At 68.9% G+C, this 25617-nt stretch carries 24 protein-coding genes; 20 read left to right on the top strand and 4 right to left on the bottom strand.

Features of this window, described 5'->3' with window-relative positions:
- Nucleotides 1-74: 74 nt before the first annotated feature.
- The 4 genes from ACVKN3_RS12520 to ACVKN3_RS12505 all read right to left on the bottom strand — a co-directional run bounded on the left by ACVKN3_RS12520 (nucleotide 75) and on the right by ACVKN3_RS12505 (nucleotide 6018).
- The gene (locus ACVKN3_RS12520; protein WP_354515325.1) at nucleotides 75-938 is read right to left on the bottom strand and encodes an alpha/beta hydrolase; all 864 of its coding nucleotides are present in this window, start codon (nucleotides 936-938) and stop codon (nucleotides 75-77) included.
- Nucleotides 939-1047: 109 nt separating this feature from the next.
- Nucleotides 1048-4500 carry a methylmalonyl-CoA mutase family protein gene (locus ACVKN3_RS12515; protein WP_354515327.1) on the bottom strand — a complete coding sequence of 1151 codons (3453 nt, stop codon included), beginning with the start codon at nucleotides 4498-4500 and terminating at the stop codon, nucleotides 1048-1050.
- 107 nt (nucleotides 4501-4607) lie between these two features.
- On the bottom strand, nucleotides 4608-5105 hold the full coding sequence (locus tag ACVKN3_RS12510) for a DUF2199 domain-containing protein (RefSeq protein ID WP_354515329.1): 498 nt from the start codon (nucleotides 5103-5105) through the stop codon (nucleotides 4608-4610).
- 34 nt (nucleotides 5106-5139) lie between these two features.
- Nucleotides 5140-6018, bottom strand: a complete 879-nt coding sequence (locus ACVKN3_RS12505; RefSeq protein WP_354515331.1) for an alpha/beta hydrolase — start codon at nucleotides 6016-6018, stop codon at nucleotides 5140-5142.
- Between the two features lie 188 nt (nucleotides 6019-6206).
- Here ACVKN3_RS12505 and ACVKN3_RS12500 point away from each other — a divergent pair, with 188 nt between their 5' ends.
- The 20 genes from ACVKN3_RS12500 to ACVKN3_RS12405 all read left to right on the top strand — a co-directional run bounded on the left by ACVKN3_RS12500 (nucleotide 6207) and on the right by ACVKN3_RS12405 (nucleotide 25617).
- The gene (locus ACVKN3_RS12500; RefSeq protein ID WP_354515333.1) at nucleotides 6207-6548 is read left to right on the top strand and encodes a YXWGXW repeat-containing protein; all 342 of its coding nucleotides are present in this window, start codon (nucleotides 6207-6209) and stop codon (nucleotides 6546-6548) included.
- Nucleotides 6549-6739: 191 nt separating this feature from the next.
- Nucleotides 6740-7843 carry a Glu/Leu/Phe/Val dehydrogenase dimerization domain-containing protein gene (locus tag ACVKN3_RS12495; protein ID WP_036143059.1) on the top strand — a complete coding sequence of 368 codons (1104 nt, stop codon included), beginning with the start codon at nucleotides 6740-6742 and terminating at the stop codon, nucleotides 7841-7843.
- A 492-nt stretch (nucleotides 7844-8335) separates the two neighbouring features.
- On the top strand, nucleotides 8336-8605 hold the full coding sequence (locus ACVKN3_RS12490) for an acyl carrier protein (RefSeq protein WP_036143061.1): 270 nt from the start codon (nucleotides 8336-8338) through the stop codon (nucleotides 8603-8605).
- A gap of 8 nt (nucleotides 8606-8613) precedes the next feature.
- Nucleotides 8614-9399: a glycosyltransferase family 2 protein gene (locus ACVKN3_RS12485; protein ID WP_285405042.1), complete on the top strand. Its 786-nt coding sequence runs from the start codon at nucleotides 8614-8616 to the stop codon at nucleotides 9397-9399.
- Nucleotides 9399-10007, top strand: coding sequence for a LolA family protein (locus ACVKN3_RS12480; protein WP_036143065.1), 609 nt, complete (start codon nucleotides 9399-9401; stop codon nucleotides 10005-10007). The genes ACVKN3_RS12485 and ACVKN3_RS12480 overlap by 1 nt, the downstream gene beginning before the upstream one ends.
- Complete coding sequence (locus ACVKN3_RS12475) at nucleotides 10004-12355, top strand: MMPL family transporter (RefSeq protein ID WP_285405041.1); 2352 nt, start codon at nucleotides 10004-10006, stop codon at nucleotides 12353-12355. Before ACVKN3_RS12480 ends, ACVKN3_RS12475 begins: the two co-directional genes overlap by 4 nt.
- Nucleotides 12352-13617 carry a beta-ketoacyl-ACP synthase gene (locus ACVKN3_RS12470; protein ID WP_354515336.1) on the top strand — a complete coding sequence of 422 codons (1266 nt, stop codon included), beginning with the start codon at nucleotides 12352-12354 and terminating at the stop codon, nucleotides 13615-13617. Before ACVKN3_RS12475 ends, ACVKN3_RS12470 begins: the two co-directional genes overlap by 4 nt.
- A complete protein-coding gene (locus ACVKN3_RS12465) occupies nucleotides 13614-14840 on the top strand; it encodes a beta-ketoacyl-[acyl-carrier-protein] synthase family protein (RefSeq protein ID WP_285405039.1) in 1227 nt (408 codons plus the stop codon). The genes ACVKN3_RS12470 and ACVKN3_RS12465 overlap by 4 nt, the downstream gene beginning before the upstream one ends.
- Entirely contained in the window at nucleotides 14837-15577 is a 741-nt protein-coding gene (locus ACVKN3_RS12460; protein WP_354515338.1) for a beta-ketoacyl synthase chain length factor, read from the top strand. Before ACVKN3_RS12465 ends, ACVKN3_RS12460 begins: the two co-directional genes overlap by 4 nt.
- Complete coding sequence (locus ACVKN3_RS12455; protein WP_285405037.1) at nucleotides 15553-16341, top strand: lysophospholipid acyltransferase family protein; 789 nt, start codon at nucleotides 15553-15555, stop codon at nucleotides 16339-16341. Before ACVKN3_RS12460 ends, ACVKN3_RS12455 begins: the two co-directional genes overlap by 25 nt.
- Nucleotides 16338-16607, top strand: a complete 270-nt coding sequence (locus ACVKN3_RS12450) for a phosphopantetheine-binding protein (RefSeq protein ID WP_285405036.1) — start codon at nucleotides 16338-16340, stop codon at nucleotides 16605-16607. The genes ACVKN3_RS12455 and ACVKN3_RS12450 overlap by 4 nt, the downstream gene beginning before the upstream one ends.
- The gene (locus ACVKN3_RS12445; protein ID WP_354515341.1) at nucleotides 16595-17767 is read left to right on the top strand and encodes an ApeI family dehydratase; all 1173 of its coding nucleotides are present in this window, start codon (nucleotides 16595-16597) and stop codon (nucleotides 17765-17767) included. Before ACVKN3_RS12450 ends, ACVKN3_RS12445 begins: the two co-directional genes overlap by 13 nt.
- A complete protein-coding gene (locus ACVKN3_RS12440; RefSeq protein WP_285405034.1) occupies nucleotides 17760-18713 on the top strand; it encodes an LpxL/LpxP family acyltransferase in 954 nt (317 codons plus the stop codon). The genes ACVKN3_RS12445 and ACVKN3_RS12440 overlap by 8 nt, the downstream gene beginning before the upstream one ends.
- Nucleotides 18703-19161 carry an acyl-CoA thioesterase gene (locus tag ACVKN3_RS12435; protein ID WP_354515343.1) on the top strand — a complete coding sequence of 153 codons (459 nt, stop codon included), beginning with the start codon at nucleotides 18703-18705 and terminating at the stop codon, nucleotides 19159-19161. The genes ACVKN3_RS12440 and ACVKN3_RS12435 overlap by 11 nt, the downstream gene beginning before the upstream one ends.
- Entirely contained in the window at nucleotides 19161-19883 is a 723-nt protein-coding gene (locus ACVKN3_RS12430) for a class I SAM-dependent methyltransferase (protein ID WP_354515345.1), read from the top strand. Before ACVKN3_RS12435 ends, ACVKN3_RS12430 begins: the two co-directional genes overlap by 1 nt.
- Nucleotides 19880-21058 (top strand): beta-ketoacyl-ACP synthase, encoded by a 1179-nt coding sequence (locus ACVKN3_RS12425; RefSeq protein ID WP_354515347.1) that lies wholly within the window; start codon nucleotides 19880-19882, stop codon nucleotides 21056-21058. The genes ACVKN3_RS12430 and ACVKN3_RS12425 overlap by 4 nt, the downstream gene beginning before the upstream one ends.
- The gene (locus tag ACVKN3_RS12420) at nucleotides 21055-21531 is read left to right on the top strand and encodes an ApeP family dehydratase (protein WP_354515349.1); all 477 of its coding nucleotides are present in this window, start codon (nucleotides 21055-21057) and stop codon (nucleotides 21529-21531) included. Before ACVKN3_RS12425 ends, ACVKN3_RS12420 begins: the two co-directional genes overlap by 4 nt.
- Nucleotides 21528-22256: a 3-oxoacyl-ACP reductase FabG gene (gene fabG, locus ACVKN3_RS12415; protein WP_354515351.1), complete on the top strand. Its 729-nt coding sequence runs from the start codon at nucleotides 21528-21530 to the stop codon at nucleotides 22254-22256. The genes ACVKN3_RS12420 and fabG overlap by 4 nt, the downstream gene beginning before the upstream one ends.
- An 8-nt stretch (nucleotides 22257-22264) precedes the next feature.
- Nucleotides 22265-24379, top strand: a complete 2115-nt coding sequence (gene yccS, locus ACVKN3_RS12410) for a YccS family putative transporter (protein ID WP_354515353.1) — start codon at nucleotides 22265-22267, stop codon at nucleotides 24377-24379.
- Between the two features lie 80 nt (nucleotides 24380-24459).
- Nucleotides 24460-25617, top strand: coding sequence for an isovaleryl-CoA dehydrogenase (locus ACVKN3_RS12405; RefSeq protein WP_354515355.1), 1158 nt, complete (start codon nucleotides 24460-24462; stop codon nucleotides 25615-25617).

Raw genomic sequence — 25617 nt, 5'->3', positions numbered from 1 at the left:
CAACTACACGAGTTACCATGGAAGGATGCCGGTATTCCACCATTACCGCGGCATCTCACGCTTCACGCTTTCCTTCATCGGCCAGGCACGACGGCCGCAGGCTTCAGCGGGGGATACGCCCAGCGTAGTGCGTAGTGCTCGGAGGCTCGATAAATGGTGTCGTGCTGCTGGTCCGGGCGGGGCACGTACGTCCAAGTGAGGCCAGCGGGCGGTGCAGCGGCCAGAAGGCGATCCAGCTGAGCGACGTGCGGGCCGATGGTGTCCTCGTCGGCGGAGGTGAGGAACAGACGCCGCGGGGCGGCGGGCATCGCGGCGATCAGCGCGGGTGCGTCACGCACCAGCGCCGCGTCGTTCCACCAGAGACTGGGGCTGATCGCGATCACGGTGTCGAACAGCGCGGGCTCGCGCAGCAGGCTTTCCACGGAAAACAGCCCCGCTAGCGATTCGCCGATGATGCCGCGGTGCCCATCCACGCGGTAACGCCGGGCAATCTCCGGCACCAGCTGCCGGGCGATGAAGGCTCGGAATAAGGCCGAGCCGCCCACGTGTGGGGCGATCTTCTTGTCCTCAGCCACCGTAGTGGGCCCGGTCATGTCGCGGCGCCGTTCGGTGTTTTCGATGCCCACCAGGATCACCGGCCGGATCTCCCCTGCCCGGATGCCTTCGTCGAGGGTGGCGGCTACATGTGGAAAATCCTCCTGCAACCCGCCGTCGGGCATGTAGAGGACGGGATAGCGGTCTTTAGAGGAGCCGTAGCCCGGGGGCGTGTAGACGTTGATGTGGCGGGTTTCGGCGGATGCCGTGGCAACCAGCGTGAAGCCGTCGCTATGCGGAGTCACCTCGGTGGCCTGCGTGGCTTGCGCGACCTGGGCGGCCCGCGTTCCCGGCGCCACTATCGCGAAAATCGTAAAACCCAAAGCGATGGCCATCCGTTGCATGCAGGACTTCCCTGAAAGTATCGCCCCAGCTTAGCCGCATCGACCCGATGGGACCAAGCCTTGCCGGGTCCACATCGGGCACTGCCGCGGCGCCTGGCCGCCGCGCCGATTACATGTTTCGGCGGTACTCGCCACCCACGTCGTACAGCGCGTGGCTGATCTGGCCGAGGGAGTTGTTCTTCACCGCGTCCATCAGCTGCTCGAACACGTTACGCCGGTCGCGCGCCGTCTTCTGCAACGTCACCAGGCTCTCCGGGGCCAGGTCGTTGCGCGCCTTGCCGTAGAGCAGCACGTTGTCGATCTGCTGGCCCTTTTCTTCTTCCGTGGAGCGGATCAGCTCGATCTCGGTGGCGATCTCGCCGCCATGGTCCTTGGGCAGGAAGGTGTTGACGCCGATCAGCGGCAGCGTGCCGTCGTGCTTGCGGTGCTCGTAGTACATCGACTCTTCCTGGATCTTGCCGCGCTGGTACATGGTGTCCATGGCGCCCAGCACGCCGCCGCGCTCGCTGATCGCTTCGAACTCCTTGTACACCGCTTCTTCCACCAGGTCGGTCAGTTCGTCGACCACGTAGCTGCCCTGCCACGGGTTTTCGTTGAAATTGAGGCCAAGCTCGCGATTGATGATGAGCTGGATCGCCACGGCGCGTCGCACGCTTTCCTCGGTGGGCGTGGTGATCGCCTCGTCATACGCATTGGTGTGCAGGCTGTTGCAGTTATCGAACAGCGCGTACAGCGCCTGCAGCGTGGTGCGGATATCGTTGAACTGGATCTCCTGCGCATGCAGCGAGCGGCCGGAGGTCTGGATGTGGTACTTGAGCATCTGGCTGCGCGCGGTGGCGCCGTACCGCTCGCGCATCGCGCGCGCCCAGATGCGCCGCGCCACGCGGCCGATCACCGTGTATTCCGGGTCCATGCCGTTGGAAAAGAAGAACGACAGGTTGGGTGCGAAGTCGTCGATCTTCATCCCGCGGGCGAGGTAGTACTCGACGATGGTGAAGCCATTGGACAGGGTAAAGGCCAGCTGGCTGATCGGGTTGGCGCCGGCTTCGGCGATGTGATACCCCGAGATCGACACCGAGTAGAAATTGCGCACCTTGTGGTCGACGAAATACTGCTGGATGTCGCCCATCATGCGCAGGGCGAACTCCGTGCTGAAGATGCAGGTGTTCTGGGCCTGGTCTTCCTTGAGGATGTCCGCCTGCACCGTGCCGCGCACGTTGGCCAGGGTCCAGGCCTTGATGCGCGCGTAGGTTTCCGGATCGACCACCTCTTCGCCGGAAACGCCGAGCAAGCCGAGGCCCAGCCCGTCGTTACCCTCCGGCAGGTCGCCGTGGTACGTCGGGCGGTTGCCGTCGGGGTACAGGCGCGCGATATGCGCGTTGGCGGCATCCCAGCGCGAGGCGTCCTCGTTGAGGTACTTCTCGATGTTCTGGTCGATCGCAGTGTTCATGAACATCGCGAGGATGATCGGCGCGGGGCCGTTGATCGTCATCGACACGGACGTGGATGGCGCCGAGAGGTCGAAGCCCGAATACAGCTTCTTCATGTCGTCCAGCGTGGCGATGGACACGCCGGAGTTGCCGATCTTGCCGTAAATGTCCGGCCGCGGCGCCGGGTCTTCTCCGTACAGCGTGACCGAATCGAACGCAGTGGACAGCCGCGCGGCGGCACCGCCCAGCGACAGGTAATGGAAACGACGGTTGGTGCGTTCCGGCGTGCCCTCGCCCGCGAACATGCGGGTGGGGTCCTCCCCTGCGCGGCGATACGGGAAGACACCGCCGGTATACGGGTAATGGCCGGGCAGGTTCTCCCGCATCAGGAACGACAGCAGCTCGCCCCAATCCTTCGTCTTCGGCGGCGACACCTTGGGGATCTTCTGGTGGCTGAGCGATTCGCGGTAGTTCTCGACCCGGATCACCTTGTCGCGCACCTGGTACTCGTTGAACTCCGCCGTGACCGCGGCGAAGCGTGACGGCCACTCCCGCAACAGGTGGATGGCCTCGCTGGTCAGTTCGCGCACGGCTTCGTTATAACGTTGGCGGAGCGTGACCAGCGAGCGGTCGCCTTCCACGGTGAGCGCCGCGTGGTCGTAGAGGTCGAACGCCCGCGGCAGCGCGTCGTCACCGATGTCCTTCAGCGATTCGTAGTAGTGCTGCGCCTTGCTCGCCGCCTCGGCCTGCTTCGCGATGCCGTGGTTCACGCCGCGCCCCTGCTCGGCGATTTCCGCGAGATAGCGCACGCGGTTGCCGGGAATCAATACCGTGGCGCGCGGCTCGCGCAGCGTGGTATCCACCACCGGCGTCCATGTCGCGCCGGGCAGCGCCAGCTTCTCGCGCAGCAGCCGGCACAGATTGTCGAACATCCAGGTGACGCCCGGGTCGTTGAACTGGCTGGCGATGGTGGGGTAAACCGGCACGTTCTCGTCGGCCATCTGGAAGGCGGTGCGGTTACGCTTCCACTGCTTGCGCACGTCGCGCAGGGCGTCTTCGGCGCCACGCTTGTCGTACTTGTTCAGCACCACTAGCTCGGCGAAGTCCAGCATGTCGATCTTCTCGAGCTGGCTGGCCGCGCCGTATTCGCTGGTCATCACGTAGACCGGGAAATCGACCAGGTCGACGATTTCCGAATCGCTCTGGCCGATGCCGGCGGTTTCCACGATCACCAGGTCATACGCCTGCGATTTCAGGAAATCGATGCAGTCGTGCAGCACGATGGACGTGGCGGCGTGCTGCCGGCGCGTGGCCATCGAGCGCATGTACACACGCGGGCTGCGCAGCGAGTTCATGCGGATGCGATCGCCCAGCAGCGCACCGCCGCTGCGGCGACGCGTGGGATCGACGGCCAGCACGGCGATGCGCATGTCCGGGAACGCATGCAGGAAACGCAGCAGCAGCTCGTCCACGACCGACGACTTGCCCGCGCCACCGGTGCCGGTCAAGCCGAGCACCGGCGTCTTGCCGCCGGCCAGCTGCCAGGCCTTGCGCTGGCGCGCCAGCTCCGCCTCGGGAAGCTGGTCTTCCTCGATGGCGGACAGCATGGCGCCGATGGAAATCTCGTCGTCCACCGAGGTAGCTTCCGGCGTGGTGACGGTGCGTTCGCGCGTGGCGTTGCGCGTGCGCGTCATCACGTCCTCGATCATCTCGGTGAGGCCGAGCTTCATGCCGTCGTTGGGGTGGTAGATGCGCTCCACGCCATACGCCTGCAGTTCGCGGATCTCCTCCGGCGTGATGGTGCCCCCGCCACCGCCGAACACGCGCACATGGCCGGCGCCGCGCTCGCGCAGCATGTCGACCATGTACTTGAAGTACTCCACGTGGCCCCCCTGGTACGACGACAGCGCGATGGCATCGGCGTCTTCCTGCAAGGCGGCGCGCACCACGTCTTCCACCGAGCGGTTGTGGCCCAGGTGGATCACCTCGGCGCCCTGGCTCTGGATGATCCGTCGCATGATGTTGATCGCGGCGTCGTGGCCGTCGAACAGGCTGGCCGCCGTGACGAAACGCAGCGGCGTTCCCTCCGCGTCGGTATGGCTGGCGGGGATAGGCTTGGGCTGCGAGCTCATGGAAACTCCGGGGAACGCGACGTCTGGGGAGGGAACCGGTCGATTCTAGCCCCGGCGCCCTCCGGACCTCTGACGCAGTGCAGCGATACGGCCGCGCACCGCCCCGCTCAGGCCGACTTGAGTCCCGCGGAGTACTCGCTGGCGCGATGGGGAGTAATGCCGTGGCGCTGTTCGCTGCCCAACGAGAACGTTGGGTCGAGCACGAACACCTGCGGCCGCGTGGTCGGTCCCATCAGTTGCAGCAGCAAGGCCTGGCCGAGGCTGTTCGGATGGTGGCGTACCTCGTTGGCCAGCGTCGCCGACATCGGTGGCTCCACGGCTTGCGCAGGGTCGGTCCACAGCTTGCCGATGCGGTCGAAGTCGGCCGGGGATACCTCCACCCACACGCCGATCTGGTACCGGTCGTTGCGCCCCGTCAGCGGTAGCGGCAACGTAGAGCGAACGAAGAAACGACGCGCGTCGATCACGCAGAGGTCGTCGTTCTCGAACACGCTGGCGGCGCGGGTGGCCTCGTCGAGTTCCAGTACGGCATCCGGGCGGCGATAGCCCAGTTCGAGTGCTTCCGGGTCGTGCTCCGATCCACACACCGCGCAGGTGGTTGTCATGGCTCGCTCCTGGAAAAGAGGCTGGATGGGCGGGTCAGCAAGGCGCCGCGCCCGCGAGAAAGCGTATCGCTGCCGTCATGACGCCTGCGTCATCGACGATGCGGCGGTGCCCCAGGCCGTGCGTCTTCAGCAGCGTCGCACCGGGCCAGAGGCGGGCATACAGTTCTCCCTCGCCGACCGGCACATCGCGGTCGGCGTCGTCGTGCACCACCAGCAGGGGCTGCGTGCGTTGCGGCCCATGGTGCGCGATGTGCAGGGCCTCGATGGCGACGCCCGTGCGCCGCGCCAGGGCGTCGTGCATGGATGGGCGCAGGTGCTGGCCCAGCCGCACGAAACGGGCGAATCGCGCGGTGGCGGCTTCCGGATCGGCCGCGGGCGCGATCAGTACCACGCGCTTCGTCGTCCAGCCACGCTCCAGTGCCAGCGTCGCGGCTGCGCCACCGAGGGAATGGGCGACCACGCCTTCCGGATCGCCGAAATGCCGGGCCACGGCGGTCAGCGTGCGAACGAAATCCGGCAGGGTGCACAGTTCGCCGCCGCTGTGGCCGTGCGCCGGCTGATCGAACGCCACAACCGCCCAGCCCTGGGCAAGCAGATGGGGCGCCCATGCCTCCCAACGCAGGCCGAGGCTGGACCAGCCATGGACAAGCAGGATGTACGGCTGCGTGGCCGGATCGCCCCAGACGTAGGTCGCGATGGACTCTCCATCCAGGGACAACGTGCCACGGTGTGCGGATGTCGACGCCACGGCATGCACCGCCCGCTGGCGGCTGCTGGTCAGCGGCGTCTGGAAGATGCGCGCGGCGTGAGCGACCGTGCGACCGGGCGCGAGCCGGCTGCCCAGCCGATAGGCGAGGCGGATGCCAAGCAGGGTCGCGACGGTGCGCGCACTGAACCGGCGGGGAGGCTTCATGGACTCGGCAGGTCGATGGAGGAAAAGGGAAGCATGCGGGAATTCGAGCACGGGCGGGGAACAAGGTTCCCGCAGCGCGGCGATTTCACGAACCTGAACGCGCCAGAGGCAAGGGTCAACCGGCATCGGCACGCCCACGTTCTGGCACACGAATCCGCAACCGCGGAGCGTCGCGAAGGAGACCGTCCATGAAGCGCCCCATGCCCCTGCTCGCCACCCTGGCCGTCCTTGGCCTCACCTTCGGCGCCGCGAGCTACACCGCGCCCGCCGTGGCGCGCGAATACGTCACGGTCACCGTGACTGACCGTCCGCCGCCGCCGCGCTTCGAGCGCATGCCGCCGCCCCGGGTGGGCTATGTCTGGGCCCCCGGTTACTGGAACTGGTATGGCGGCCGCTACGTCTGGGTCGGCGGTCGCTGGGCCGCGCAGCGCCCCGGCTACGTCTACCACCCGCCGGTCTGGCATCCCTACGGCCGCGGCTGGCGCGTCGAACGCGAGACCTGGGTGCGCGACCCCTACTGGCACCGCTGAGACCGTCTGCTGCGCCGCAACCACACGAACCGGCGCAAGGGTTTAAACTAGGCGCCTGACACGACAGATCGCCCCCGCCCTTGCAGGCCGGGGCGATTTTTTTGGACGGTCATTATCGACCGGCGGTCCCCGCCGCCGGTCATTCACCTAGAAGCGGCCTCGCCGCCGCTTGCCACTGGAGTTTGCGCTCGATGATTTTCGAAACCATCGCCAACACGGGCCACGAAGAAGTCGTCTTCTGCCACAACAAGGACGCCGGCCTGAAGGCCATCATCGCGATCCACAACACCGTGCTGGGCCCCTCCCTCGGCGGCCTGCGCATGTGGCCCTACAAGACCGAGCAGGATGCCGTGAACGACGTGCTGCGCCTGTCGCGCGGCATGACGTACAAGAACGCGGTGGCGGGCCTGAACCTGGGCGGCGGCAAGGCCGTGATCATCGGCGATCCCTCCAAGGACAAGTCCGAGGCGCTGTTCCGCGCGTTCGGCCGTTTCGTCAACTCGCTCAACGGCCGGTACATCACCGCCGAGGACGTGGGCATCGACGTCAACGACATGGAATACGTCTACCGTGAAACCGAGTACGTCACCGGCGTGCACCAGGTACACGGTGGCTCGGGCGATCCCTCGCCGTTCACCGCGTTCGGCACGCTGCAGGGCCTGATGGCCGCGCTGCAGTCCAAGCACGGCAACGAGGACGTGGGCAAGTACAGCTACGCCGTGCAGGGCTGCGGTCACGTGGGCAGCGAGTTCATCAAGCTGCTGCGCGAGCAGGGCGCCAAGGTGTTCGTCACCGACATCAACAAGGATGCCGTGCAGCGCTGCGTCGACGAACTCGGCTGCGAGGCCGTGGGCCTGGACGAGATCTACGACGTGGACGCCGACGTCTACAGCCCGTGCGCCCTGGGCGGCACGGTCAACGAGCAGACCATCGACCGGATCAAGGCGAAGATCATCTGCGGCGCGGCCAACAACCAGCTCGCCACGGACGCGATCGGCGACGAACTGGCCCGTCGCGGCATCGTCTACGCCCCGGATTACGCCGTGAACGCCGGCGGCGTGATGAACGTCTCGCTGGAGATCGACGGCTACAACCGCGAGCGCGCCATGCGCATGATGCGGACGATCTACTACAACGTGGGCCGGATCTTCGAGATCTCCGCCCGTGACAACATCCCGACCTACAAAGCCGCGGACCGCATGGCCGAGGAGCGCATCAGCGCCATCGGCAAGATCCGCCTTCCCCACATGGGCAACGGTGCGCCGCGGTTCCAGGGACGTATGCGCGGGCAGTAAGTCCGGCGCGATGTGTGTGGTGAAGAGCCGCCCGGGCGACCGGGCGGCTTTTTTGTTGGGGAGCGCCGGCCCGGGATGCGCGGCGCGGGGCCGGCTGGGGTAGGAGCGGACGATGTCCGCGATGCCCTCAGGCTGACCAGGGCGAAAGGCGAAACCCCGGAAAGAACACGTGTGACCGCCAGGGTGGCTTCGTTGAGCTCACGGAACCGCCTGGACCTTGGGGCGCATGGCGTCTTTCGCCTCGACCGAAGGTGAGGGTTCGCCCACATCGTGGGCTCCTACCTGGCCTTATGATCTGTTATGCTTTTGGCGCCCCTGGGTTCTTGTAAGGCTTTGCCTACACGGCGCTTTTGGGGCCAAGGGGATGCCGCCCAAGGGCTGGCGACGACACGACACTTCCGATCACCTTCATCGCCTCGGTGATGCGCATCCATGACTGGCACAAGCCATCGGTGGATCGCCCGTCCGGGGATGAAATGGACTTACCGAGCTATGAGCGCGATCCCAGCTGACACCCTCACCTACGACGACGTCCTGGTTCGGCTGCGCGCCGTGCTGCAGGAAACGTTCGAGATCGACCCGGCCAAGGTCACGCCCGAGGCCAACCTGTTCACCGATCTGGAGCTGGACAGCATCGACGCGATCGATCTGGCCATCCAGGTGCAGGACATGACCGGCACCCGGATCAAGCCCGAGGATTTCAAGAGCGTGCGTACGGTGGGCGACGTGGTCGCCACCGTGCAGACGCTGGTCGCCCGCTGAGCGGACCGATGGCGGGCCGGTACGAACCGCGCGACGACGCGGCGCCCTCCTTCGCGCCCTGCGCGGTCGTACCGATCTACAACCACGGATCGACCATCGCCGCCACGGCCGAGGCCCTGGCGGCCCATGGCCTGCCCGTGCTGATCGTGGACGACGGCTCCGAGGCCGCTACCGCCGATGTGCTGGACCGGCTGGTGGCCGGACGCGACGACCTCCGCCTGATCCGCCTGCCGGTCAACGGCGGCAAGGGTGCCGCGCTCACCGCCGGGTTCCTCGCCGCCCATGCCGCCGGCTACAGCCACGTGCTGCAGATCGACGCGGACGGACAGCACGACACCGCCGACGTGCCGCGCTTCCTGGCCGCCGCGGCCGCCGCGCCCGATGCCATGGTCTGCGGCAAGCCGATCTACGACGACTCCGTGCCCCGGGCGCGCCTCTACGGTCGCTACCTGACGCACGCCTGCGTCTGGGCGGAAACGCTGTCCTTCGACATCGCCGACTCCATGTGCGGCTACCGGCTGTACCCGCTGGCCCCGACCCGCGCGGAAATCGCGCGCAAGCCGCTGCCCTCGCGAATGGATTTCGACACCGAGATCGCCGTGCGCCTGTTCTGGCGCGGGGTTCCGGTCATCAACCTGCCGACCCGGGTGATCTACCCCGAGAACGGCCTCTCCCATTTCCGCATGTGGCGCGACAATGCGCGCATCACCGCCATGCATACGCGACTGCTGCTCGGCATGCTGCCGCGCGCGCCGCGCCTGCTCCTTCGCACCTTCCACCACGGAAACCGCTGATGCGTCGTCTTTTCGCCTTGTTTGCCCTGCTCCTCGTCTCCACCGCCCATGCCCAGGCCCCGTCGCTTGTCGACGACGTGCTGGGTCGCCTCGCGAAGCATCCCCAGGTGCGCGCCGAATTCACCCAGCAGCGCGACAACCCTGCCCTGGCTGCGCCGCAGGTAAGCAAGGGCGACCTGTTGTTCGTGATCGGGCACGGCATGATCTGGCATACCCGCGAACCGTTCGAGGACACGCTGGTGCTGACCTCCGGCAACAGCGCCCGCCTGAATGCGCAGGGCAAGCTGGAGCGCGTGCGCGATGGCAACCGCGGCGTCAGCCAGGTATCCGGCATGCTGCAATCGCTGCTGGCCGGCAAGTCGGACGAGGCCATGCGCCAGTTCACCATCACGGCCGAGGGCAGCCCGGAGGCGTGGTCGCTCCGCTTCGTGCCGCGCCAGGCGCGCGTCGCGCGTGTCCTCGCCGGCATCACGCTCAAGGGCGATGCGTTCCTCGAATCCATCGAGGTGAACCTCGCCAGCGGCGAGCGCACGCTGATCACCTTCACCGGCACGCGCGACGCCGATACGCTCACCCCGCTCGAAACGCAGGTCCTCGGCGTCAAATGAAGGCGTCGCCGACCACTGTGCGCGCCGGTCTGTTCGCCATCGCGGCGCTGGGCGTCTGCCTGCTGTGTGCGTGGCTGCTGTTCGGTCGCGCCACGTCGCCGTTGCAGACGGACATCCTGACCATCCTGCCGGCCACGGAGCGCCACCCCCTGGCCGAAGACGCCGTCGAGCGCCTGGCCCGCGCCAGCGGCGACCGGATGATCCTGCTGGTGGCGAACCGCGACGACGCCTCCGCCAAGGACGCCGCTCGTGAACTGGGCGAGACGCTGGGCAAGGACCCGACGTTCGCGTCGGTGATCGCCGAGCTGCCGCCGTTCGACCTCGACCAGCTGGTCACGCCGTTCCTGCCGTTCCGCTTCCACCTGCTGACGCCGGAAGATCGCGCCGCCGTGACCCTGCCGGGCTTCGATGCCGTCGCCACGCTGTCGCGCCGGCTCAACGAGCCGTTCGGTGCCAACGTGGGCGCGAAGCTCACCGACGATCCGTTCGGCTGGATGCAGCACTGGCTGGACCGCCAGCCCTGGAACCGCTCGGCCCTCGTTCCCGAGGACGACATGCTGACCGCGCACCAGGGCGACACCAGCTACGTGCTGGTGATCGCCACGCTCAAGGGCTCGTCGTACGACGACACGGTGCAGCGCGCGGCGCTGGCCACGCTGGAGCGTGCCGAGGCCGGCATGCTGGCGAAATACCCCGGCACCACGCTGCTGCGCACCGGGGCGATCTTCTACGCGGCGGCGGCGCGCGCCGGCGCCGAGCGCGACACCCACGTAGTGGGTATCGCCTCGTCGGTGGGTATCGCCCTGCTGTTGCTGCTGGTGTTCCGCTCGGCGCGGCCGTTGCTGATCGCCTTCCTTTCCACCGCGCTGGGCGTGGTCGGCGCCATCGTCGCCACGGTGCTCGTGTTCGGCCAGCTGCACCTGCTGACCCTGGTGTTCGGCGCAGCGCTGCTGGGCGAAGCGGTCGATTACTCGATCCAGTACCTCTGTGCGCGTGCAAACGCCGGTGCCGCCTGGAACGCCGAACGCGGCGTGCGCCAGGTGCGTCCGGCGCTGCTGCTGGCGCTGGGCACCTCCCTGCTGGGTTACGCGCTGCTCGGCGTGGTGCCGTTCCCGGCCTTGCAGCAGATGGCCGTGTTCGCCATGTCGGGCATGGCCGTGGCCTGCGCCAGCGTGTTCTGGCTGCTGCCGGCGCTGGCGCAGAAACCGGCGCGCGCGCCGCTGTCGCCGGCGCTGGTGCGCCTGGCGCTGGGCTGGCAGCGGGCCGCCTCGGGCCGGCGCGCCCTCGTCGTGCTGGCCGTGCTCGCGCTGGTCGCGATACCGGGCTGGCTGCGGCTGGGCCACGACGACGACATCCACCTGCTGATCTCGCCGCCGAAGACGCTGGAAGCACAGACGAACGCGATCCGCGACGTCGCCGGCTTCGGCGGCGGCACGCAGTTCTGGCTGGTGGAGGGCGCCACGCCCGAGGACGTGCTGCAGCGTGAGGAAGCGCTGACCGATCGCCTCCAGGCCTGGATCGCGCAAGGCAAGCTCACCGGCTTCACCGGCATCACCGCCATGCTGCCCTCGGCGAAGCGACAGGCGGCCAACATCGCCGCGCTCGATCCACTGTTCACGCCGCGCGAGCGCATGACCGGCTGGCTGGGCGCGGCCGGCTTCCGGCCGGAAGGCACCGCCGCCTTCGTCGCCGCCTACCCGGGGCGCGCCTTCACGCTGGACGACTGGCGCGCCATGCCCGCCTATACGCCGTTCCGTTACCTGTGGCTTGAAGGTGAACACGGCACCGGCAGCATCGTGGTGCCGCAGGGCCAGGACGACGTGGCGCTGTTGCGCGACGCATCGGCGGGCCTGCCGGGCGTATCGCTGATCGACAAGCCGGCCAGCATTTCCGCACTGTTCGGCCGCTATCGCAGCTACGCCGACGTCTGGCTGGGCGGCGCGCTGGCCCTGGTCGGGCTGGCCTTCCTGTGGCGCTACGGCCCGCGTGCGGTGGGCCGCGTGCTGTTGCCGCCGATGGCCGGCATCGTCTTCAGCGTGGCCGCGCTGGGTTATCTCGGCCAACCGCTCACGCTGTTCCACATCATGGCCCTGATGCTGGTGCTGGGCGTGGGCGCGAACTACGCCGTGTTCCTGCGCGAGGGTGAGCCGCATGCGGCGCATATCCCCGGTGCCGCGTACGCGGGCGTGCTGCTGTCCGCCGTCACCGCCTTGCTGTCCTTCGGCCTGCTCGCGCTGAGCACGATGCCGGCCCTGCAACATTTTGGCCTCACCCTGTTACTCGGGATCGGCTTCACGGCGCTGGTGGCGCCCGTGAGCGTTCCCGCACCGAAGAAACCACTCGCATGAACAGCGCAGCACAGGTCACCGGCGGACGGACGCCCCGGCGCGTCGTCGTCACCGGCTTCGGCGGCATCACCCCGCTGGGCAACGACTGGGACGCCATCGAGGCGCGCCTGCGCAGCTTGCGCAACGCCGTGCGTCGCATGGGCGAGTGGGATTACTTCGATGCACTGAACGGCCGCCTGGGCTGCCCCGTCGATGATTTCACCCTGCCCGCCCACTGGTCGCGCAAGCACCTGCGGTCGATGGGTCGCGTGGCGCAGCTGGCCGTGGCCGCAAGCGAGCGGGCACTGGCCGATGCCGGCCTGCTCGACGATCCGGCCATCGGTGACGGCCGCATGGGTGTGGCGTACGGTTCGTCCGGCGGCAGCATCGCGCCGGCCCGCACCATCGGCCGCATGCTGGAAACCGGCTCCATGCAGGGCGTGACCGCCACCAGCTACATCCAGATGATGGCGCACACCACTGCGGTGAACGTGGGCGTGTTCTTCGGCCTGCGCGGGCGCATCATCACCACGTCCAGCGCCTGCACGTCGGGCAGCCAGGCCATCGGCTATGGCTACGAGGCCATCCAGCAGGGCAAGCAGACGCTGATGCTGTGTGGCGGCGCGGAGGAATTGTCTGGCCCGGGCGCGGCGGTATTCGACACCTTGTTCGCTACCAGCACGCGCAACGACGCGCCGGCCACCACGCCGCGTCCGTTCGACGCGAAACGCGACGGCCTGGTGGTGGGCGAAGGCGCCACGACCCTGGTGCTGGAAGAATACGAGCATGCGCTGGCACGCGGCGCCGCGATGTACGCCGAGGTGGTCGGCTTCGGCACCAACTCCGACGGCCAGCACATCACCCAGCCCACGCGCGAGACCATGGCCGCGGCCATGCGCATGGCGCTGGCCGACGCCGGGCTGCCTGCCGATGCGATCGGCTACGTGAGCGCGCACGGCACCGCCACCGATCGCGGCGACGTGGCCGAGAGCCACGCCACCGCCGACGTGCTGGGCGCGGGCGTGCCGATCAGCTCGATGAAGAGCTACGTGGGCCACACGCTGGGCGCGTGCGGCGCGCTGGAATCGTGGTGGGCGATCGAGATGATGCGTCGCGGCTGGTTCGCGCCCACCATCAACCTGGACACTCCCGATCCGGAATGCGCCGCGCTGGATTACCTCACCGGCCAGGGCCGGGAGATCCGCACCGGGTACGTGATGAACAACAACTTCGCGTTCGGCGGCATCAACACCTCGCTGATCTTCAAAGCCCTGCCCGAATGAGGCGCGTCGTCGTCACCGGCATGGGCGCCGTGTCCTGCCTCGGGCCGGATCGACGCGCCCTGTTCGACGGACTGCGCGCCGGACGCGCGGGTTTCCGCGACATGCCGGACTTCGCGGCGCTGGGCATGCGCTGCCGCGTGGCCGCACCGGTCGAGCTGGACGGCCTGGCGCCACCACCGCGCAAGCTGCGTCGCTACCTGCCGCCGGCCGCGGAATACGCCTGGCACGCCACGCGTGAGGCGCTGGACGAGGCCGGTCTGGACGCCGCGCGCCTGCACGAGCGCGATGCCGGCGTCGTCATGGGCGGCTCGGCCGCACTGAGCGAATACGACGCGGGCCTGACGGTGTTCCAGGGCCGCGGCATCGGGCGGCTGTCGCCGTTCACGGTGCCGCGCACCATGGGCAGCGCGATAGCGGCGACGCTGACGCATGCCTTCGGTTTCGGCGGCCGCGCCTTTACCGTCAGCTCGGCCTGCAGCAGCGCCACGCATGCCATCGGCCAGGCAATGGAACTGATCCAGCTGGGCCGCCAGGACATCGTGGTCTGCGGTGGCGCGGAAGAACTGCACGACAAGGCCGCGATGTGCTTCGACGTGATGCATGCGCTGTCCACCGGCAGCGTGGCCGGGCAACGTGTGTCCGCGCCTTACGAAGCCGATCGCGACGGCCTGCTGCTGGGCGGCGGCGCCGGCGTGCTGGTGCTCGAATCGCTCGACCACGCCCTGGCTCGCGGCGCAACCATCCTCGCGGAAATGGCAGGTTACGGCGCCGCGTCCGATCCGGACGGCATGATCGGGCCGGCGGCGGACGGCATGGCCGAGGCCATGCACCAGGCGATCGACCTGGCCGGCATCCTGCCCGACTACGTGAACACCCATGCCTGCGCGACCGTGCACGGCGACCTGGCCGAGTGGCAGGCGTTGCAGCGCGTGTTCGCCGATCGCGGGCAAGCGGTGCCGTGGATGTCCTCGATCAAGGGGCTGACCGGACACGCACCCGCGGCGGCCGGCGCGCTGGATGCGATCGCCGCCATCGCCATGATGGACGCCGGCGTGATGCTGGGCGGCGCGCCCCTTCGCGAACGCGATGCCGCCTTCGCCGACGCGCCGCTGGTGGAAGGCGAGCACGCGGCACGCATCGACAGCGTGCTGTCGAACACCTTCGGTTTCGGCGGCAGCTGCGCGGCCCTGCTGGTGCGCCGCTTCGACGAGGCCGCCGCATGATCGCGCTGCGCGTGGACGACTGGCGTGCGTGGGCACCCGGCATCGAGGATGCCGACGCATGGGCACGCTGGGCGGCGGCACCGCATGTTCCCGCGGAAACCAACGAACAACCCGACTGCGCCTTCGTGCCGCCTATGCAGCGGCGGCGGCTCAGCCGGCTCGCACGGATCGTGATGCATGCCGCCTGGCCGCTGTGCGGTGAGGACGAACAGCTGCCCTTCGTCTATGCGTCGCGCCACGGCGAAACCACGCACACCTTCGCGATGCTCGACGACATCGGCCGCGGCGTGCCGTTGTCGCCTACCCGCTTCGGCCTGTCCGTGCACAACGCGATTGCCGGGCAATGGTCGATCCTGCGCGGACAGCGCGGCGAGTCCGTGGCCATCACCGGGGAAGCGGATACGTTCGAACACGCCATCGTCGAGGCCGCCACGCTGCTCGATGACGACGTGCCCGCAGTGATCGTCGTCATGGCTGAAGAGCGGCCGCCGGCTGCCTACGACGGCTGGATCGACGACGTGCCGTGTTCCTATGCCGTTGCGCTGCGCCTGTCGCGTATCGGCGCAGAGGGCGCCGGACCCTGCTGGCGTTTGTCGCTGGGCAAGGCGGACACCACACCGCTGCCGATGTCGTCCGATTACCCGCATGCCTTGCGCTTCGTCCGCGCGCTGCACGATGGCGCTCCCTTCGCACCTGCATGGAAGGCCCGGCAGTGGACCTGGCGACCGCTCCCGTGACGCGCCGCCGCGACGCCTGGGCCTGGCGTTTCGTCGCCACGGCGCTCAGCTTCGCGCTGTTCGGTGTCGGCGGGCTTCTGCTGCGCGGGCTGATCCTGCCCATCGTGCTGCATTGGCCGGGCGAGCCTGCCGTGCGCCGCCGACGCGCGCGACATACCGTGGGCCGCGCCTTCTGGCTGCATTCGCGGTTCATGCAGCGCATGGGCGTGCTCGAGATGCGTTTCGAGGGCCAGGAACGCCTGGGCAAGCCGGGGCAGATGATCGTCGCCAACCATCCGTCGCTGATCGACGTGGTGTACCTGCTGGGCCACGTGCCCGACGCCAACTGCATCGTCAAGCACGGGCTGTGGAAGAACCCGTACATGCGTGGCCCCGTGACCGTCGCCGAATACATCAGCAACGACGGCAGCGCCGAGATGCTCGACCGCGCGGCTGCGGTGTTGCGCGAGGGACAGACACTGATCGTCTTCCCCGAGGGCACGCGCACCACGCCTGGGCAGCACCCGGTATTCCACCGCGGCGCGGCCGCCATCGCCGTGCGCGGCGCACGGGTGGTCACGCCCGTGTACATCACCGTGGAACCGACCACGTTGACCAAGGCCGACCGCTGGTACCACGTGCCCGACCGTCGCGTCCGCATGCGCCTGCGCGTGGGCGACGACATCGATGTGTCGGCCTTCAGCGACGGCGTGCCCGCGCCGATCGCCTCCCGCCGCCTCAATGAGCACCTTCACCACCTTTACGCCACGGAACGGACGTCATGAACGACCTCGAAAGGGATATCGCGCAACTGATCATCGATACGCTGGCGCTGGAACACCTGCGCGTGGACGACATCGCGGTGGACCAGCCACTGTTCGGGCAGGGGCTGGGGCTGGATTCCGTGGATGCGCTGGAACTCGCCCTGGCCTTGCAGAACCGCTATGGCCTGAAGGTGGGCTCGGATTCGCGCGAGGCGCGCAAGCACTTCGACACGCTGCGCAGCCTGGCCCTGTACGTACACGCGGAAGGCACGCCATGCGCAAGCTGAGCTCCCTGGTGCTGCTGATCGTCGGCATCCTGTATCCGTTCATCGTCTACTTCGGCATGGACCATGTGTCCACGCCGATGTTCGGGCTGATCCTCGGCGCGCTGTGGCTGGTTCGCGCGCCGGCGCTGATGCGCCAGCCGGGCGGTCGCTGGATGCTGGCGATCACGCTGGTCTACTGCGCGGTGCTGGCGTTCGGCGGCGAGGAACACCTGCTGCGCTGGTACCCCAGCCTGATCTGCGCGCTGCTGTTCGCAGCGTTCGCGCTCAGCCTGAAGTTCGGGCCGCCGATGATCGAGCGCATCGCGCGCGTGGCCGAGCCCGACCTGCCGCCGGTGGCCGTGGTCTATACGCGCAAGGTCACCTGGGTGTGGGTGGCGTTCTTCGTGGCCAACGGCACCGCATCGGGCCTGCTGGCCGCGTGGGGCCCGCTGTCCTGGTGGACGTTCTACAACGGCATCCTGGCCTACTCGGTGATGGGCGTGCTGTTCGTCGGCGAGTGGATCATGCGCCAGCGCCTGCGCCGCCGGATCAACAAGGCACCGATGGACGCGGCCGCCGCGCGACTGCACTCGCATCCGTGGGTGGACGGTGCCATGGGCGGCTATGCCGGAAAGAAGGGTCCCGGCATGGTCGTGGCTCTCTCCGCGGCAGGGCGTACCGCCCTGCTGCGCCACGGGCGCACGGGCCTGCTCAACGAACTCGGCCAGCAGGCCGCGGGCGACGATGCGCTGTCCACACCGCTGGTCTGGCGCTTCGCTTCCGGACTGCCGGAAAGCGCCGGCGTGGACGACGTGCTGCGCGGCGCCTTGCCCGACGATCCGGTGATCCTGGCCGAGCGCCGCGACGGCGACGACGTGGTCATCGACCTCGAACTGCCGCTCGACCTGGCCTGCTTCGCCGACCATTTCCCGGAAGCCCCGGTGCTGCCGGGCGTGACCCAGGTCGGCTGGGCGCTGGCCTTCGCCGCGCCGCGACTGGGTACGTCGACGACCTGCCGCGCGATGGATGCGCTGAAGTTCCAGCGGCTGCTGCGCCCCGGCGACCGTATACAGCTGACCCTGCGCCACGATGCCGAACGGGGACGGCTGCACTTCGCCTACCGCATCGACGGCGAGCCGGTGTCCTCGGCATGGCTGCGCATGGGCGATGCGCATGCCTGACTCCGTCGCCACCGGGCACTGGGCCACGCGCCGGGAGCGCGGCAGCTTCCACCTGCTCAAGCTCACCGCCATCGCCGTGCGGCTGCTCGGCCGCCGTCCCGTGGCGCCCGTCATCGGGCTGGTGGTCCTGTATTTCTTCGTCACCGGACGCCGGGCGCGCCGGGCGGTCGCCGACTACCAGCGACGGCTGGCGGCATGGAGCGGCCGGGACGACCTGTTCCCCCGCCGCCGTGCCGCGCTGGCCCAATACCGCGCCTTCGGCGAGTGCATGCTCGATCGCTTCGACCTGTGGCGCGGCCGGCTGACCCTCGCCGGCGTCGACATGCTGGACCCGGACGACGTGCGTGGCGCCCTGCTCGGCGGCGGCCGTGGCCAGATCCTGGTCTGCACGCACCTGGGTAACCTGGACGTGTGCCGCGCCATGGCGCAGATCGGCGAGGGCGTGGCGCTGAACGTGCTGATGCACCTGCCGCAGGCCGCCCATTTCAACCGCCTGCTGGCCCAGTCGGGCGACCCGCGGCTGCGGCTGATGCATGTGGGCGACCTGGATACGGCAACCATGCTGGACCTGTCGCAGCGGCTGGACCGCGGCGAGTGGATCGCCATCGCGGGCGACCGCGTGCCCGTGCATGGTGGCCGTACCGTGGCCGCCGACTTCCTCGGCGCTCCGGCGCCCTTTCCGCAGGGGCCGTGGCTGATGGCCGCCCTGCTGCGTTGCCCGGTCAACCTGGTGTGCTGCCTGAAACAGGGCGGGCGCTATCGCATCCACCTGCGCCGTTTCGACGACGCGTCCGGCTGGGACCGATCGCACCGCGAACGTATCATCGGCGAATCGGTGCAGCGCTATGCCGACTGGCTGGCGCAGCGCTGCCTCGACGCACCCCTGCAGTGGTTCAACTTTCACCCGTACTGGCAAGGTACGAACGGAGCGTCGCATGCGCGCTAGCGGTGTGCTCGGCACGCAGATCGAACTGGTGGTGCCGTTCTTCGACGTGGATTCCATGGAGGTGGTCTGGCACGGCCACTACGTGAAATACCTGGAGCTGGCGCGCTGCGCGCTGCTGGACGAACTGGGCCACAACTATGTGCGCATGAAGGAGACCGGCTTCGTCTGGCCGATCATCGACATGCAGTTGCGCTATGCGCAGGCGGCACGCTTTGGCCAGACCCTGATCGCGCGCGCCGACCTGGTGGAATGGCAGAACCGCCTGAAAATCCATTACACGCTGAGCGACGCCGCCAGCGGCGAGCGCCTCACCCGCGCCAGCACCGTGCAGGTGGCGGTCAGCCTGGCCACGGGCGAGATGCAGCTGGTCTCGCCCCGTGTCTTCACCGACGACGTGGAACGGCGCCTGGCGCGTTCGCCGTCGTACGCCGTCCTGGATCGCCCGTGATGAAATACGCCAGCGCCACGTACGTGGAAGAAACCCGCCTCGGCTTCGTCTTCCTGCGCACCCACACCTGGCAGCACCATGTGCTGCGCGTGGCTATCGACGACCTGAAACGCCTGATCGGATCGCCGCTGCCGCAGGGCGGCACGCTGCTGGACGTGGGCTGCGGCCAGGGGCGCTCGTTCCGCTACCTGCGCGATGCGTTCCGGCCGGATCGCCTGATCGGCCTGGATGCGGATCCGCACAGCCTGGAGCACTCGCAGGCGGAAGCGTCGCGCGAAGGCATCCGGGCCACCCTGTTGCTGGGCGACTGCGCGCACATCGACCTGCCCGACGCCAGCGTGGACGTACTGTTCTGCCACCAGACCTTCCACCACCTGGTGGAACAGGAACGCGCGCTGGACGAATTCTGGCGCGTGCTTAAACCGGGCGGCCTGCTGCTGTTCGCCGAGTCGACGCGGGCGTATATCGACACCTGGGTGATCCGCTGGTTCTTCCGCCACCCGATGCACGTGCAGAAGAGCGCGGACGAATACCTGGCGATGCTCCGCGACCGGGGGTTTGGTTTCGACGCGCGCCAGGTCTCGCTGCCCTACCTGTGGTGGAGCCGCGCGAAAGACTTCGGCCTGCTCGAGCGCTGGGGCATCCGCCGGCCACCGCCGCCGGGCAAGCGCGACGAAACGCTGGTGAACGTCGCCGCGCGCAAACCACTCGACCCCGCATGACCACCTTCCTCAACGCACTGGGTGTGGCCTGCTCGCTCGGCGTCGGCAAGGCGGCCGTGGCCGAGGCCCTGTTCGGCGGCGCAATGCACGGCCTGCGTGACAGCCCCGACTGGGTGCCCGGCCGCACGCTGCCGGTGGGTGGCATCGACGCAGCGCTGCCGTCGCCGCCGCCGGCAATGGCCGATCGCGACACGCGCAACAACCGCCTGCTGCTGCTCGCCGCGCAGGAGATCGAGGACGACCTGCGCGCCGCGGTGGCACGCTACGGTGCCGATCGCGTGGGCGTGGTCATCGGCACCAGCACCACGGGCATCGAGGAAGCCACCGCACACATCGGCACGCGGGGCGCCACGGGCACGTGGCCTGCCGCGTACCGCTACACCGACCAGGAACTGGGCGCACCGGCGGCCTTCCTCGCCGAGTGGCTGGGCACCGCCGGGCCGGCCTACGGCATTTCCACGGCCTGCACCTCGGGAGCGCGCGCCTTGCTTAGCGCGCGGCGCCTGCTGCGCCTGGGCCTCTGCGACGCCGTGGTCTGCGGTGGCGTGGACACGCTATGCCGGCTGGCCACGCAGGGTTTCGCGGCGCTGGAGGCGATCGACGACCGGCGCTGCCTGCCGTTTTCGCAGGCACGCCGGGGCATCAACATCGGCGAGGCGTCCGCGCTGTTCCTGATGACGCGCGACACCGGGCCAGTGGCCTGCGTGGGCGGCGGCGCCAGCGCCGATGCCCACCATATGTCCTCGCCGCTGCCCGACGGCAGCGGCGCCGCCGAAGCGATGCGCCATGCCCTCGCCGACGCCGGCATCCCGGCGGCCGCCATCGACTACGTGAACCTGCACGGCACCGCGACGGAGCACAACGACGCCATGGAAAGCCACGCGATGGCCCGGACCTTCGGTCACCCCGTGCCTTGCTCGTCCACCAAGGCCCTTACCGGCCACACGCTGGGCGCGGCCGGTGCACTGGAAGCGGCGTTCTGCTGGCTGGTGCTGACCGATCCCGCGCGTCGTCTGCCGCCGCATGTGTGGGACGACGATACCGACCCCGCCCTGCCGCCGCTGCATTTCACCGCACAAGGCCACCGCCTGGCGGACGGCACACGGCACCTCATGAGCAACTCGTTCGCGTTCGGCGGCAACAACGCGAGCCTGATCCTGGCGAACGCGACATGACCCTCTGGCCTATCGAAACCCTGCTGCCCCACGCCGGGCGGATGATCCTGCTCGATCGCCTGGTGTCGTGGGACGCCGAAAGCGTGGTCTGCGAGCGCCTGGTCCGCCGCGGCGACCCCTTCGTCGACGCCACCGGCCTGCCCGCGTGGGCGGGCGTCGAGCTGATGGCCCAGGCCATCGCCGCCTGGAACGGCTGCGGCATCCTCGCCGCCGGCGGCAGCGTGCGCCCGGGTTTCCTGCTGGGCACGCGCAGCTACCGCGCCGATGCCGACGCCTTCGCCCACGGTGCGCTGCTGCGTATCGAGGCGGTCCGCCATTTCCACGACGAGGACGGCATGGGCGCGTTCGCCTGCCGCATCGACAGCGACACGGCACACGCCGAAGCGCGCCTGACCGTCTTCAGTCCGGTCGACCCGACGCCGTTCCTCGATCCCCGCCATAACCGTCTCGACTCCAGGGGTACCGCACCATGACCGACACCGTTCTCGTTACCGGCTCCAGCCGCGGCATCGGCCGCGCCATCGCGCTCAACCTCGCCGACGCGGGCTACGACCTCGTGGTGCACTGCCGGTCGCGTCGCGAGGAAGCCGATGCCGTGGTCGCCGAAATCCTCGGCAAGGGCCGCGCGGCACGCGCGATCCAGTTCGACATCGCCGACCGCGCGGCCTCCGCCGCGGCGCTGGAAGCCGACGTGGCGGAACATGGGGCGTATTACGGCGTGGTCTGCAACGCCGGCCTGACGCGCGACGGTGCGTTCCCCGGCCTGACCTCCGAAGACTGGGACCAGGTGCTGCGCACCAACCTCGACGGTTTCTACAACGTGCTGCATCCGCTGGTGATGCCGATGATCCGTCGGCGCAAGGCGGGGCGCATCGTCTGCATCACCTCGGTATCGGGCCTGATCGGCAACCGCGGCCAGGTGAACTACAGTGCGTCCAAAGCCGGCGTGATCGGCGCGGCGAAGGCACTGGCGGTGGAACTGGCCAAGCGGAAGATCACCGTCAACTGCGTGGCGCCGGGCCTCATCGACACCGACATGCTCGATCCGGAGGTGCCGGTGGAACAGATCCTCAAGGTGATCCCGATGGAGCGCACCGGCACGCCGGAGGAAGTGGCCGCCGCGGTGCGCTTCCTGGTCAGTCCGGAAGCCGGCTACATCACCCGCCAGGTGCTGGCCGTCAACGGCGGCCTCTGCTGAGGCCACGCATGCGCCGCCTACGCGAACTTGCCGAGTCCGACCGCTTCGCCGATGTCGTGCGCGTGCTGTTCGCGCTGACCGGCATCGCCGTGTGGTGCACGATGGCCGGCCCGGCCGACGCCATCGTGCCGGCGCTGCTCGGTGCCATCGCCTGTGCGCTGGCGGAGACCGACGATGCATGGCGGGGACGCCTGCGCGGGCTGATGGTCACCCTGCTGTGCTTCGCGGTGGCCGCCGCCGCGGTGAAGGCTTCCCTCGGTACGCCCGTGATCTTCGCGTTGCTGCTCCCGCTAGGCACGTTCGCGCTGGTGATGCTGGGTGCAGCCAGCGGACGCTACGCCACCATCGCCACGGCGACGCTCATCCTGTCCGTGTACACGATGATCGCCAGCGACGGTGCCGGCGCGACGACGGACGGCTGGCGCGGCACGCTGGCGATCCTGGCCGGCGCGGCCTGGTACGGATCGCTGTCGCTGATGTGGAGCGCACTGGCACCCCAGCGTGCAGTGCGCCATGCGCTGGCGCGGCTGTTCACCTCGCTGGCCGACCTGATCGAGGCCAAGGCCGCGCTGTTCGAACCGGTACGCGGCCTGGACCGCGACGCGCTCGACCTCGCCGTCTCCCGGCGCAACTTGCGCACAGTGGATGCGCTGACCGCCGCGCGCGGCGCCCTGCTCGACCGGATCGGCCGGCGGCAGCCGCGTGGCCGCGCCGCCGCGCGCCTGGGCATGTTCTTCGTGGCCCAGGACATCCACGAGCGGATCAGTTCGTCGCACTATCCCTACGATGAACTGGCAGGCGCGCTTTACCACAGCGACCTCATGTTCCGTTTCGGTCGCCTGTTGCGCCTGCAGGCCATGGCGTGCCGCGAGCGTGCCGACGCCATCCGGCGGGTAGCGCCGCTGCGCTCCATCGCCCTGCCCCGCGCCGCGCTGGACGATGTGCGCGAGGCGATGGCCTATCGCCGCCGCCACGACCCGCCCGACCAGGCCGTGGACGATGCCCTGTCCGCGCTGCTCACCAACATGCAACGCCTGCAGGAAGGCATCGAGGATGAAGGCAGCCTGCGTGAGGATGCGGACATCGCCCTGCAGGGCAACGAGCCCGCGTCGCTGCGTGAAGCCCTGGCACGTGTCCGGCTGCGGCTGGACCGCCGCTCGATGCATTTTCGTCACGCCATGCGACTGGCCGTCGGCATGCTGGGCGGCTATGCGCTGATGCTCGCGCTGCATCCGCGACACGGCTACTGGATCCTGCTGACCACCCTGTTCGTCTGCCAGCCCGGCTACGGGGCCACCCGGCGCCGCCTGATCCAGCGCGTGGCCGGCACCACCGCGGGGCTGGTGGCCGGCTGGGCCCTGCTGCGCCTGCTGCCGCCGGGCGACTGGCGGCTGCCGGTGCTGGTCGCCAGCGGCGCCGCCTTCTTCGCTTTCCGGCTGCGCCGCTACACCCTGGCCACGGGTGTCATCACCCTGTTCGTCCTGCTCTGCTTCGATCGCGTGGGCGCCGGGTACGACGCGATCGGGCCGCGCCTGCTCGACACGCTGCTGGGTGCCCTGGTGGCGGCCGCGGCCATCCGCTGGGTGTTGCCCGACTGGCGCGTGCGACGGCTGGACGACATCGTGGCCGACGCATTGCTCGCCCTGGGACGCTATCTCGAACGCATCGCCGACCAATATGCGCACGGCAAGGTCGACGACCTGTCCTACCGTATCGCGCGCCGCGACGCGCACGCAGCGCTGGCCGCCGTGGCGGGCAACGTGGCGGAACTGCTGGCCGAGCCCGGGCACCCGCGCGACCGTGGCGAACGCGCGCTGCGCCGACTCAGCGCGCTGCAGGCGGGGCTGTCGCACCTTTCCACGCTGGGCGCGCACCGCCAGCGCCTCGCCGACGCCGATGCTGCCGCCTTCCGGCAGCGGGCGCAGCGGATCGCCGACGGCTTCGACACGCTGGCCGCGCACGTCCGCGCCGGCACGCCGATGCAAGCCCTGCACGGCCTGGACGGCAGCGATGGCGTCCCGCCGGACACCGGCTTGCCCGACGAGACCCTCCGACTGGTCCATCGCCAGTGCCGCCTGCTGGTCCGCGTGCACGACCGCATCGCGGCCATCGAGCCCGCCTGATTGCTGCGTCGCGCCGTGGCTTGACCCCCTGCGCACGCTAGGATGGACGGGTTTTCCCATCCCTTCCCCGGAGTTGCACCATGCGCCCGTTCTCCCTCGGCGACGACCTCGACCTCCTGCGCGAAAGCGTCCGCGCGTTCGCCGACAAGGAAATCGCCCCGCGCGCCGACCGCATCGATCGCGAAAACGTCTTCCCTGAAGACCTCTGGCGCAAGTTCGGCGACATGGGCCTGCTGGGCATCACCATTCCCGAGGCATACGGCGGCTCCGGCATGGGCTTCCTCGCCCACATGGTGGCGATGGAGGAAATCTCGCGCGCATCGGCGTCGGTCGGCCTGTCCTACGGCGCGCATTCCAACCTGTGCGTGCAGAACATCTACCACAACGGCAACGACGAACAGCGCCGCAAATACCTCCCCAAGCTGGCCAGCGGCGAGTGGGTGGGCGCGCTGGCGATGAGCGAACCGGGTGCGGGGTCCGACGTGGTCGGCTCGATGAATTGCCGCGCCGAGCTGGTAGACGGCAAGTGGATCGCCAACGGCACCAAGATGTGGATCACCAACGGCCCGGACGCCGACGTGCTGCTGGTCTACATGCGCACCGCGCCGCGCCCGGCCGGCAGCCGCTGCATGACCGCCTTCATCATCGAGAAGGGCATGCCCGGGTTCACCACCGCGCAGAAGCTGGACAAGCTGGGCATGCGCGGTTCCAACACCTGCGAGCTGGTGTTCGACAACTGCGAGATTCCCGCGGAAAACATCGTGGGCGAAGTGAACGAAGGCGTGCGCGTGCTGATGGGCGGCCTGGACACGGAGCGCCTGGTGCTCTCCGGTGGTCCGATCGGCATCATGCAGGCCGCGCTCGACCTGGTGCTGCCGTACGTGCGCGAGCGCAAGCAGTTCAACGCCCCGATCGGCACCTTCGGCATGATGCAGGCCAAGGTGGCCGACATGTACACCGCGCTGCAATCGTCACGCGGCTTCGCGTACATGGTGGCGCAGCAGCTGGACAACGGGGTGAAGTCGCGCATCGACCCCGCCGCCTGCCTGCTCAACGTCTCCACCAATGCTGTCAAGGTGGCGCTCGAAGCCATCCAGTCCCTGGGCGGCAACGGCTACATCAACGAGTTTCCCGCCGGTCGGCTGCTGCGCGACGCCAAGCTCTACGAGATCGGCGCCGGCACCAACGAGATCCGGCGCATGCTGATCGGCCGCGAACTGTTCCACGGCAAATCCTGA

Source organism: Luteibacter sp. PvP120, assembly GCF_054055715.1.
The sequence above is the reverse complement of the archived record's forward strand: the minus strand, read 5'-3'. Positions and strand labels throughout refer to the sequence as shown.

Bases quoted from the DNA above. Each gene is read 5' to 3' on its own strand.
- ACVKN3_RS12520 (WP_354515325.1), bottom strand. From the start codon at position 938: ATGCAACGGATGGCCATCGCTTTGGGTTTTACGATTTTCGCGATAGTG.
- ACVKN3_RS12515 (WP_354515327.1), bottom strand. From the start codon at position 4,500: ATGAGCTCGCAGCCCAAGCCTATCCCCGCCAGCCATACCGACGCGGAG.
- ACVKN3_RS12510 (WP_354515329.1), bottom strand. From the start codon at position 5,105: ATGACAACCACCTGCGCGGTGTGTGGATCGGAGCACGACCCGGAAGCA.
- ACVKN3_RS12505 (WP_354515331.1), bottom strand. From the start codon at position 6,018: ATGAAGCCTCCCCGCCGGTTCAGTGCGCGCACCGTCGCGACCCTGCTT.
- ACVKN3_RS12500 (WP_354515333.1), top strand. From the start codon at position 6,207: ATGAAGCGCCCCATGCCCCTGCTCGCCACCCTGGCCGTCCTTGGCCTC.
- ACVKN3_RS12495 (WP_036143059.1), top strand. From the start codon at position 6,740: ATGATTTTCGAAACCATCGCCAACACGGGCCACGAAGAAGTCGTCTTC.
- ACVKN3_RS12490 (WP_036143061.1), top strand. From the start codon at position 8,336: ATGAGCGCGATCCCAGCTGACACCCTCACCTACGACGACGTCCTGGTT.
- ACVKN3_RS12485 (WP_285405042.1), top strand. From the start codon at position 8,614: ATGGCGGGCCGGTACGAACCGCGCGACGACGCGGCGCCCTCCTTCGCG.
- ACVKN3_RS12480 (WP_036143065.1), top strand. From the start codon at position 9,399: ATGCGTCGTCTTTTCGCCTTGTTTGCCCTGCTCCTCGTCTCCACCGCC.
- ACVKN3_RS12475 (WP_285405041.1), top strand. From the start codon at position 10,004: ATGAAGGCGTCGCCGACCACTGTGCGCGCCGGTCTGTTCGCCATCGCG.
- ACVKN3_RS12470 (WP_354515336.1), top strand. From the start codon at position 12,352: ATGAACAGCGCAGCACAGGTCACCGGCGGACGGACGCCCCGGCGCGTC.
- ACVKN3_RS12465 (WP_285405039.1), top strand. From the start codon at position 13,614: ATGAGGCGCGTCGTCGTCACCGGCATGGGCGCCGTGTCCTGCCTCGGG.
- ACVKN3_RS12460 (WP_354515338.1), top strand. From the start codon at position 14,837: ATGATCGCGCTGCGCGTGGACGACTGGCGTGCGTGGGCACCCGGCATC.
- ACVKN3_RS12450 (WP_285405036.1), top strand. From the start codon at position 16,338: ATGAACGACCTCGAAAGGGATATCGCGCAACTGATCATCGATACGCTG.
- ACVKN3_RS12445 (WP_354515341.1), top strand. From the start codon at position 16,595: ATGCGCAAGCTGAGCTCCCTGGTGCTGCTGATCGTCGGCATCCTGTAT.
- ACVKN3_RS12440 (WP_285405034.1), top strand. From the start codon at position 17,760: ATGCCTGACTCCGTCGCCACCGGGCACTGGGCCACGCGCCGGGAGCGC.
- ACVKN3_RS12435 (WP_354515343.1), top strand. From the start codon at position 18,703: ATGCGCGCTAGCGGTGTGCTCGGCACGCAGATCGAACTGGTGGTGCCG.
- ACVKN3_RS12430 (WP_354515345.1), top strand. From the start codon at position 19,161: ATGAAATACGCCAGCGCCACGTACGTGGAAGAAACCCGCCTCGGCTTC.
- ACVKN3_RS12425 (WP_354515347.1), top strand. From the start codon at position 19,880: ATGACCACCTTCCTCAACGCACTGGGTGTGGCCTGCTCGCTCGGCGTC.
- ACVKN3_RS12420 (WP_354515349.1), top strand. From the start codon at position 21,055: ATGACCCTCTGGCCTATCGAAACCCTGCTGCCCCACGCCGGGCGGATG.
- fabG (WP_354515351.1), top strand. From the start codon at position 21,528: ATGACCGACACCGTTCTCGTTACCGGCTCCAGCCGCGGCATCGGCCGC.
- yccS (WP_354515353.1), top strand. From the start codon at position 22,265: ATGCGCCGCCTACGCGAACTTGCCGAGTCCGACCGCTTCGCCGATGTC.
- ACVKN3_RS12405 (WP_354515355.1), top strand. From the start codon at position 24,460: ATGCGCCCGTTCTCCCTCGGCGACGACCTCGACCTCCTGCGCGAAAGC.